Origin of the sequence: Laspinema olomoucense D3b (genome assembly GCF_025370785.1) — a bacterium.
Taxonomy (GTDB): Bacteria; Cyanobacteriota; Cyanobacteriia; order Cyanobacteriales; family Laspinemataceae; genus Laspinema; species Laspinema olomoucense.
This window is the reverse complement of sequence record NZ_JAMXFA010000001.1, coordinates 327,688-337,490: the sequence shown is the minus strand read 5'-3', so window position 1 is coordinate 337,490 and position 9,803 is coordinate 327,688. Positions and strand designations below refer to the sequence as shown.

Sequence of the window (9,803 nt, the reverse complement as noted above, 5' to 3'; positions counted from 1 at the left end):
TCTGCGTTTTAATGCCTAATATTGCATATTTTACATTAAACTTGGTAAATATGCAATTAATTTTGCATGACTGCTTAAAAAGCCATTAATAGCTTTATTTATTTTTTTTAGATAAGATTTTTGCAGATCTTCTTTTTCTCGGTCGGGCCTGCAAGACACTAGCTTAGTGTAGGGGATCTCTATCTTTTCTGCTTCTCGTGCTATTCCTTCTAAAGCAAGCTGATAAAGTTCTGGCCCAAAATCCTTGATTTTCTTGCCATCAAGACGAGCAATCTCTCCATTTTCATCAATTTTAAAACCTTTTCGCCGGACTGCTTCTTTTTTACAGTAATCAGTAAGGGTTACATACTCACCATCTATAAATAAATACCATTCCAGACCAACATGACCTTTAAATTGGGTAGAACTATTTTCAATATTGCTTGATTTTCGAGCCAGACTGTCTTTGGGTATGTTCTCTTCTACAGGAGCAACTTGAAGAGTTCCTTCACCGATAATCTCTTCTACAGAAAAGTAATATCTCTTCTCTTTGCCTTCACTATCATACTTCTTGACTGTCAGTTGGTCGCCTTTTTCTAGACGATCTGTGCTATTAATGTGTAGTAAGTTATGGCCTGCGTGATAATCGTCTGTCAAGAATCGGCTTCGACCAAACTCCGCTTGTTCTTCCTCTAGGTCATCTTCAATCGCAGTCGCTTCTTCACCCGCTTTAAATTTTTCAAACAGTTCAGCGATGCCCAAAGCTTCATGGGTGACAACAACTGCTAGATTCTCTGCCTTAAAATCAGCATCGTTTTCTGGTATCCCACCCTCTACTTTCCGGATAATGCGACCAAATTCCTGTTCCGCTTTCTGGATTGAGCGCATAACGCACAGAGGAACCGATACAGAAGCATAAGGTTCATTAAAGCCTTCCCCTACCATTGAAACGTGAATTAAAGCAATGTATTCATCCTTGTAGAATTTCTCTAACACATCACTGGGTCTACCCTCTGAGTCATACTCATCCATTTGAGAATGAATTAATCCCACTCTCCCTTTTAACAAGTCATAATTTTGACATAGCTTATGCAGGCGTTCTGCATGAGGAATATTCAGCGCCCTAATAATCATTCGATGAGGTCGCTTTTCCTGACGCTTAAGCTCTAAAACTTCAACAGCCCTATCTAAAACTGGCTCACAGAATGAATTGGCGAGAATACATTGCCTAAACCATTGCCGATCAGTTTCTGCCTTGATAAAAAAATCTTGGGCAGTATATTCCCGTTCTTCGCCATCCTCTTCGACTTTAAACCCTTCCGATCTAGCAGGAGAAAAAGCAATTTTTTTGATAATGGGTGGGTCGAGCTTCCAGGCATCTTGAATCGTAAACTCAAAGTTGGGTCTTGGGGCACGTTTTGTAACTATACGGCCATTCTCTTCTTCCTCTTCTACTATTTCATATTTAACGAATGGTAGGGGTTCACCATCACCTCTATGTCGAGTTCCTGTTAAAAATACAAGACTGGCCTGATTAAAATAATTGAAAATTGCTCTATACGTGGCAGCTGCACTATGATGAGCTTCATCAACCACTATTAACCCCACTTTTTGTGGATCTATAGCTACATTCTTGACTAGGTTAATCAAAAATTGTCGATTTACCACTAAAATGTCTGCTTTATCTATAGAGAACTTGTAAGTATTAATTTCGGGTTTCAATTCCGCAATTTGTGGAGGCGGAGTGCCTGGATTTAATAAGCCATACTTATACAACGGCCATTTACCTTGATCTGGGAAATATTGTTTTCCCGCTTTCTTTGTGGGAAAGTCGTCCATCACCCGTTGCCGAAGCGTACAGTTATCGGATAAGAAGATGACTTGTCGGCCACGAACGTGGGATCCAAGCAAGTATGGAGTGGCTTGCAGAATCACTGTTTTTCCGCATCCTACCCCTACTAGCAGAAAAGCTGCTCCACCATCACCCCGACGACGCTCTGGTAACAACTCACCCTTAACTCCCATGTCAAGGATTTTTAACAAGCCTTCCTTTTGATGAGGGTACAGTTTGGTCTTATCCTCAACCAGGCTCTTAATAACTATAGAGCTATGTTGGGAGAAGTATGAGGATCCGGTCATTATTGGCGAGCTCCTTTTTTGAGGTTGCACCCACAGCAGAGAGGTTGCACCCACAGCAGAGAGCTTGACCATTATAAATAGCTGTCTTGCCTCCGCGCGAGAATGGAATTTTATGATCGGCATGGAAATTATCAGGGGTTAGAGGAACCCCACATATTTCACAACGATATCCAGCACGTTGCAGTATGATTAACTTTTGCATTGGAGAGAATTGACGACGAGTTGCCATTTTGACCTCTCCTTTTCCCTCCATGTTTGGGATCCAGTTTACTATATCATAAATCTGTTTAGCACACTCATAGGTAGATGCACATAAATCAACATAACTTTCGCCGGAGTGTGTAGCAGCGCCAAAAGGTGTCCTATTAACAACCTGTGATATCTTGTTTTAAGTAAAAATACTTATGAAAATGTGGGTTTCTACGCTTACCTTTTAAGTCAGAAAAGTAAGGAAGGAGCTACTAACCAACCCCATTACAACATCATACCGAATGGCACTGCCCTTTCGTTCCCACCACTCATCAGTTACTTCAATGGGTTGGCCACTCTCCAAACCCTCGATTAACTTCGCCTCCACCTGCGATCGCGCCGCTTGTTTTTGGTCTTCGCGAATCAAGAAAAAAAATGTAAATGTCTTATCTAATTGTGGTAAACAACAAGTGGACTACCTTAGCCCTCCCTTTTTTGGCAAAGTTATTGGTTAAAGCACAAGTTTCCCTGACAATGACTCAACCGGGAGTGCAGGTTGATGGGGAAACCACTTAAAATCAAAATATCCAGGGTCGAGCGCCAGTGGGAGAGTCAGGGCGCAATCCCGAAATTTAGATAAAATCCCCGCCACAATCGGGAATCCCCGAATACAGTAGAGTTATAAATACTCATCCCACTCACCCCAGCTAAACCTCAGCAAAACTTCTCTAGATCTGTATGCCCCATCAGAATTTTGCTTCCTCAACGCCGAACTCGAATCCTGTTGCTGTGCTGCCAATGCTCAGTATTGCACCCGCCCAAGTGATTCGCTCAAAGGGCTGTTTGGAACAATCCGGCGCTGTGATCGCCCGATACGGGCATCGTCCCTTAATTGTGGGGGGCGAGAACTCTAATCAACTGCTGACGGAACGGTTACAACCCGCCATTGCCCAATATCAACTAGCGATCGCCTCTGCTTCCTATAGTCCCGACTGTAGCGAAGCCAGTCTCACCCGACTGCAAGAAGCCGTTGCCACCCATCAAGCGGATCTGATTATCGGAACTGGGGGCGGTAAATCCCTCGATGCAGCCAAACTACTAGCCTATCGCTGTGGATTGCCCATTATCACCATTCCCACCTCTGCTGCTACCTGTGCCGCTTGGACTGCCTTATCGAATATCTATTCCGATCAGGGTGCCTTTCTCTACGATGTCCCCCTTCCCAAATGTCCTGATGTCCTGATTCTCGATTATGACTTGATTCAAACTGCGCCACAACGCACGTTAGTTGCTGGAATTGGGGATGCGATCGCCAAATGGTATGAAGCCTCAGTCAGTAGCGGACATTCCGAACAAACCCTAATTATCGCCGCCGTCCAACAAGCCCGGGTGTTGCGGGACCTATTGTTCCAAAAATCCGCCCAGGCACTCGCCAGTCCCGGAGGAGAAGTTTGGCAGGAAGTTGTGGATGCTACGGTGTTACTCGCCGGAGTCATTGGGGGACTCGGGGGCGCTCAATGCCGCACCGTTGCCGCTCATGCGGTGCATAATGGCTTAACCCACCTGTTAGCCGCTCATGATACCCTGCATGGGGAGAAAGTCGCCTATGGTATTTTGGTGCAACTGCGCCTGGAAGAAATGCTCCAAGGGAACCAATTAGCCGCCAGTGCAAGGCAGCAACTCTTAAAGTTCTATTCCGAGATTGGGCTACCCCAAAACTTAATGGATTTAGGCTTAGAAACGGTCACTTTGGGGGAACTGTACCATGCCGCTGAAATTGCTTGTGCACCGAATTCTGATATTCATCGGCTACCCTTTACCGTCGTACCCGAACAACTGATGGCAGCAATGGTTTCCACAACCGCACCCGTTGAGTCTCGGCGTTCCGGGGTAGATCAGGGGGGAGTCGTAAAAGAAACCTCAGAGGTCCTTGACGCAGCCACTGCCTAACTGGATTGAGTGGGGAGAAGTGCTCAGCCTCAACCTAGGTCCATCGGGATAGACGGTTTATTTTTTAAATTCTGTATCCCTCGTGACCTTTTGGCGATTAAATGTCTACTTGTAGTTTTTTTTGCAACAAAAGGAGATCGCGGTTTTTCCGCGCACAACGCCCATGACTTTAGATTGGATCCAACCGGCTCAACGTTTGCAGCAACTTCCGGCTTATGTCTTTGCGCGCCTTGACGAACTGAAAGCCGGGGCGCGATCGCAAGGAATTGACTTAATCGACTTAGGCATGGGCAACCCGGATGGGCCCACCCCCGTTGCTGTGGTGGAAACCGCGATCGCCGCCTTGCAAGATACCAAAACCCACGGCTATCCTCCTGTTGGCGGCACCGATAGCTTTCGTCAAGCCATCTGTGAATGGTACAACCGTCGCTACGATGTCTCCCTAGATCCCGAAACTGAAGCGTTGCCGGTTCTCGGTTCCAAAGAAGGTTTAACTCACTTTGCCCTCGCTTATGTCAATCCCGGGGACTTGATTTTAGTCCCGAGTCCCGGTTACCCCGCTCATTTCCGGGGTCCCTTAATTGCTGGAGGGGAAATTCATGAAATCGTTCTTTCCGAGAAAAACGACTGGTTGATTGATCTGGCGACAATTCCCGACGAGGTGGCAAAACGGGCTAAAATTCTCTACTTCAACTATCCCAACAACCCCACCACTGCCACCGCACCTCGGGAATTTTTTGAGGAAGTAGTTGCTTTTGCTCGTCGTCATGAAATTTTGCTGGTGCATGATATGTGCTACGCAGAATTAGCCTACGATGGCTATCATCCGACGAGCTTGCTAGAAATTCCCGGTGCGAAAGAGATTGGAGTCGAGTTCCATACCCTTTCTAAAACCTACAATATGGCAGGATGGCGGGTAGGTTTTGCCGTAGGCAATTCTAGCGTCATTAAGAATTTACGCCGGTTAAAAACAAATATGGATTATGGGATGTTTGCTGTAGTCCAAGCAGCAGCAGCAGCGGCGCTACATTTGCCTGATGTTTATATCCATGAAGTGCAGGCGCGGTATCGGGCGCGGCGCGATTTCTTGGTGCAAGGGTTGCGCGAACTGGGATGGAGTGTGAAGAATCCGGAAGCGACGTTCTATGTTTGGGCGAAATGTCCCTTTGGTGATAGTTCCGAAGAGTTTATCGAGTCGGTATTGAATAAAACTGGGGTGGTGTTAACGCCAGGGAATGCCTTTGGATCCGGTGGTGAAGGGTATGTGCGGATTAGTTTAATTCAGGAGTGCGATCGCCTCGGTGTTGCCCTCGATCGCCTCAAACAAGCAGGGATTTGTGGAGAAATGCCAGCTTTAGTTACAGGTAGTTAATCTCGGGGTCATTTGTTATTGGTCATGGGTCATCACCAACGACCAACGACAAATGACCAACGACAAATGACCAACAACCAATGACCAAGGATAAATGACAAATGCCAAAACTAAAAGGGTCCAGTCGGCGGCGACTAGACCCTTTTAATCTGTAAATTGACGAGATTAATTTTCAGCTTGATGTACGGTGGGGTTAACAATTACTAAGGTTTACAAACAACACGCAGTAAATTTTTGGTGTTGGCATCCACTTAGTCTATACCAGACTCAAAGTTTTGGCTTCTAGTTCTAACTTTTCTTAGACAGAAGCACCACCTTTTTGCTGGGATGCTCGCCGCTGCTTCACTACGGGCAGATTAGAGCGGGATGACGCAGAGCTCTAATCTCAAAAACTGGTTTGGCGTTGAAGTTTTATTTCCTGCTCGCGTCATATTTATAAACTAACACAAATTTTTGAGATGCAACCCTTTGTTTAATAAACTTTACAGAGATTTACTTCCTGCAATCTTTTCTGTTACATTTGTTAGCAATTCGCCAAAAATCCGGTTTTTTATAAGCATTATTACTTGAATAAGCAGCCTTCTGAAAGTCCTCGCCGGACCCCGGCGAGGGCAACAGATGGGGAATTAGGGAACTCCAACAAATAAAACCGCCAAAAAGCCCCACAGCGTCAAGCCCGGAGGCTACACGGACGAAGCCCGCCTGCGCGGGCTAAGAGTGTCTTGTTAGGTGCGATCGCATCGGATATGGATGATTTATTTGTTGGAATACCCTTAAGGAAACAGAATGGCCCAAGTGGAAGGGCCGACAATGCCATCGGGTTCTAAATTGTAGCGGCTTTGCAATGCTCGGACAGATGCCTCGGTTCGCGGGCCGAAGACTCCCGTGGGGGAGCCTTCAAAAAAGCCCATTTGATTGAGGCGCTGTTGGAGTTGCGCTACCCAATCACTTTCCATGCCTTGTCGCAGGATGGGACGGGAGGATTGAATAAAGGGCACGGACGCGGGATTAACAACACCGGAGGAAAGTGCGCCAGGGGAGGGCGGAAATAGGCGATTCCAGGTTCCGTCTCCGACTATTCCATCGGGGGTTAATCCGGCTGCCTGCTGAAAGGCGGAAACGCCTCTTACTGTGCCTTCGCTATAAATGCCATCCACAGGTCCATTGTAATATCCCATCAGTTTAAGGACCGCTTGCAGTTCAGTGACTTGTTGACCTTGGGTTCCAAGTTGCAATGTCGATCGCTGCACAAAAGGGGTCTGCTGGGCGATCGCCGCGATCGGCAACGACATCAAAACCAGAGATAAACTGCATACCATCAGGTTAGCTTTGGACCGGATCCAGCCCATTGGATTAAATACGACCTTTGTCAATGTCTCTAACCTCCTACTCGACTAATTTAGTGCTGATTTTAGCCGGTGATCCGGGGAAAATGATGACGGGTTTTAGTGCCTTTCCTAAAATTTTGCCTCCGTTCTGTGGCATTAATAGGCAACGGATTCACATAAAGGGGCGATCGCCTCGGAGGGTCCAACCAGAGAGACGTAAGCTTGAGTCAGATAGCGACTGGCTGCTTCCTGGGCCTCCGCTGGGGAAATTCCGGCCACCTCTTCGGTGAAGCGCGTATCAAAATCGATGCCTAGACCCAAAATTTCATACCAGCCAAAGACTTGAGCGATTTGAGCGTTGGTTTGCTTGCCTAGAGCATATTGACCGAGGAGCTTATTTTTGGCCGATTGTAACTCTTCATCCAGTAGGGTGGTCGTGCTCAGACGCTCCACTTCAGTTTGTAGGCATTTAAGGGCGATCGCTGTATTTTCATGAGCAGTCCCCATATAAACCACAAACGCAGCTTCCCGTAGACGAGTCGGGTAGAATGCCGAAACATCATAGGCTAAACCCCGTTTTTCCCGGAGTTCCACAAATAACCGACTGGATAACCCATTTCCTAAATAGGTATTGAGTAACTTGAGGATGGCATAATCCCTGGGGTTGGGATTCAAGGGGTCATTTCCAAGGACCGAAGCACCCAGATACCCCGCCATCACGATCGACTGTTGAGTATCCTGGATGGAACTGAGAAAGCGGGGATTGGGTTTTAACCGGGGTAATTCCAACGGTGGGACCGAAACCGAAGGGGCCTGCCAATCTCCAAATACGGATTCAACCAACGCCGTTGCTTCATCTGGAGCAATTCGACCCGTCAGACTAATCACGATGCGATCGGGGCGAAAATAGGTCTGATGATAGGTTTGTAAATCTTCCCGAGTCAACTGAGATACAGTGGCTTCCGTTCCCAGAACCGAACTAGCGTAGGGGTGATCGGGGTACATCGCTCGCCGCATTTGGTCATAGCCAATGGTAAACGGTTGTTCCTGCTGAGAGCGAATTCCTTGCAGGGTCAGACGGCGTTCTAGTTCCACCTCAGACTCGGGAAAAGTGGGCGATCGCAACAGTTCAGAAGACAGACGCAACAACTCCGGAAAATCCCCCGAAACTGTCTTCAAACTCAGCAAAAAATAATCCGGCGTCGTATCGGTGCTCAGGGTGGCCCCCACGGACTCCACCAGTTCCGCAATTTCTAGGGACGATCGCCGTTCGGTCCCCTTCGTCAACACCGCCGACAGCAGATGTGACAATCCCGCCTGAGTTGGGGACTCCCAAGAACTCCCGGCATTGATAAAAATCCGGGCAGCAATGATATCAGCGGCGGGATTTTCCACGGCAATCACCACCATGCCATTCTTCAAAACCGTGCGATGGATTGTCTTCTGTAGCGATTGCGTCACGTTCTGTGTCACGAAAATTAGGTTCCTTGTATTCGTCTGAGGTCGATTCGTCTGGGGTTTAACTCAGTCTAGAGGTTTGAGTTCTGTGACTGCGTAATATTTGGGGCATAAATAGTTATTAGCTACCCGCTGCAAGTCTGCCGCATTATAGGATTGAATGCAATCCGGATAGGCCACGGCTGCCGGGGCTTCGGCAATGGTTTGATAGTAACCATACAACCCAGCCAGTTGAGACGGGGTTTCCGTCGAAAAGGCATAATCATTACAGAGCAGGCGTTGAGCGCGGGCCAGTTCCGCCCCATTAATGGGTTGAGCCTGTAACTCCTCAATGCGATCAAGAATCACATTTTCTACCAGTTCCAAGTGTTTTGGATCGAGCCATGCCCCTATTGTAAACAAGCTGGAATCCCGTTGGAGGGAAAAATCGCTACCAATGCCGTGAACCAGTCCCCGGATCTCCCGCAATTCTCGGACTAAACGGGAATTTCGCCCCTCTGCCAGGACCACCGCCAGTAAGTCTAAACCGTACGCATCCTGCAACTGTTCGACCCCGGGTCCGGTCCAGGCAAGGGTCAACCTCGCCACTTCCAGACGCGGTAAGAACAGTTCCCGACGCCGAATTTCCGTCATGGGGGGTTCTGCTTCTTGTTTGAAGTCCTCCCACTCCAGGGGGGTGGGAAAGCTGTTGAAGGAGTCCTGTACTAAGTCGAGGGTTTCGGCTAAGGTGACGTTGCCGACGATCGCCACCGTCATATTTTCCGGTTGGTAGTAGCAGCGATGGAACATTCGCATTTCTTCGGGCGATCGCTCCATCAAAATCTCTGCCTCGCCAAATACTGGGCGTCGATAAGGATGCTGGTGATAAATCGTCTCCATCATCGCTTGGAACCCCAGCCAATCAGGATTATCCACCGATTGGCGAATTTCTTCCAGTACCACGTCCCGTTCCCGCAGAAACTCATCATCGGGGATCGCCGGGTGCAGCAACAGATCCGCCAAGGCAGGCAGACTTTCTTTTAAATAGGGTGCGGCAACGGTAATAAAAAAGTGAGCATAGTCATGACTCGTGGCGGCATTGGTCATCCCACCCCGATTTTCAATCAGACAGTCAAAAGCACCCGGCGGCTGGTTTAGGGTTCCTTTGAAAATCATGTGTTCCAGGAAATGAGCCATTCCTGACCAGGTGTCAGGTTCGCGGATTGCACCTGCTTTAACCCACACATCAACTACAACGACGGGTGTAGCGCTGATATGTTGGTGAATCACGGTTAATCCATTCGCCAGCCTTACGATATTCCCGGGAAACTCCGATTTCTTGAGCAGTGCAGACAAACTTTCTAATCTCAAACCTGAATTTGGTGATAAATTATCTCATGCTAACGCTT

The 9,803-nt window shown here is 47.7% G+C and carries 9 protein-coding genes; 3 read left to right on the top strand and 6 right to left on the bottom strand.

The features are described from left to right. Positions 1-30 precede the first annotated feature (30 nt). The 3 genes from NG792_RS01325 to NG792_RS01320 all read right to left on the bottom strand — a co-directional run bounded on the left by NG792_RS01325 (position 31) and on the right by NG792_RS01320 (position 2,734). Positions 31-2,118: a DEAD/DEAH box helicase gene (locus NG792_RS01325; protein WP_353961698.1), complete on the bottom strand. Its 2,088-nt coding sequence runs from the start codon at positions 2,116-2,118 to the stop codon at positions 31-33. Then, positions 2,087-2,320 carry an HNH endonuclease gene (locus tag NG792_RS29060; protein ID WP_353961699.1) on the bottom strand — a complete coding sequence of 78 codons (234 nt, stop codon included), beginning with the start codon at positions 2,318-2,320 and terminating at the stop codon, positions 2,087-2,089. The genes NG792_RS01325 and NG792_RS29060 overlap by 32 nt, the downstream gene beginning before the upstream one ends. Before the next feature lie 231 nt (positions 2,321-2,551). Continuing rightward, positions 2,552-2,734, bottom strand: a complete 183-nt coding sequence (locus NG792_RS01320) for a hypothetical protein (protein WP_261198872.1) — start codon at positions 2,732-2,734, stop codon at positions 2,552-2,554. Positions 2,735-2,748: 14 nt separating this feature from the next. Between NG792_RS01320 and NG792_RS01315 the strand changes: the two genes are divergently transcribed. The 3 genes from NG792_RS01315 to NG792_RS01305 all read left to right on the top strand — a co-directional run bounded on the left by NG792_RS01315 (position 2,749) and on the right by NG792_RS01305 (position 5,629). Next, positions 2,749-2,883: a hypothetical protein gene (locus tag NG792_RS01315; protein ID WP_261234222.1), complete on the top strand. Its 135-nt coding sequence runs from the start codon at positions 2,749-2,751 to the stop codon at positions 2,881-2,883. A gap of 162 nt (positions 2,884-3,045) precedes the next feature. After that, positions 3,046-4,257 carry an iron-containing alcohol dehydrogenase family protein gene (locus NG792_RS01310; RefSeq protein WP_261234221.1) on the top strand — a complete coding sequence of 404 codons (1,212 nt, stop codon included), beginning with the start codon at positions 3,046-3,048 and terminating at the stop codon, positions 4,255-4,257. A gap of 163 nt (positions 4,258-4,420) precedes the next feature. Next, positions 4,421-5,629 (top strand): aspartate aminotransferase, encoded by a 1,209-nt coding sequence (locus NG792_RS01305; RefSeq protein ID WP_261234220.1) that lies wholly within the window; start codon positions 4,421-4,423, stop codon positions 5,627-5,629. A gap of 773 nt (positions 5,630-6,402) precedes the next feature. On the opposite strand, the gene NG792_RS01300 is transcribed toward NG792_RS01305, so the two are convergent. From NG792_RS01300 to NG792_RS01290, 3 genes are all read right to left on the bottom strand, one after another. Then, positions 6,403-7,002: a peptidoglycan-binding domain-containing protein gene (locus NG792_RS01300; protein WP_261234219.1), complete on the bottom strand. Its 600-nt coding sequence runs from the start codon at positions 7,000-7,002 to the stop codon at positions 6,403-6,405. A gap of 111 nt (positions 7,003-7,113) precedes the next feature. Next, the gene (locus NG792_RS01295) at positions 7,114-8,430 is read right to left on the bottom strand and encodes a M16 family metallopeptidase (protein ID WP_261234218.1); all 1,317 of its coding nucleotides are present in this window, start codon (positions 8,428-8,430) and stop codon (positions 7,114-7,116) included. A gap of 51 nt (positions 8,431-8,481) precedes the next feature. Further along, positions 8,482-9,750, bottom strand: coding sequence for a M16 family metallopeptidase (locus NG792_RS01290; RefSeq protein WP_261198877.1), 1,269 nt, complete (start codon positions 9,748-9,750; stop codon positions 8,482-8,484). Between the last annotated feature and the right edge of the window lie 53 nt (positions 9,751-9,803).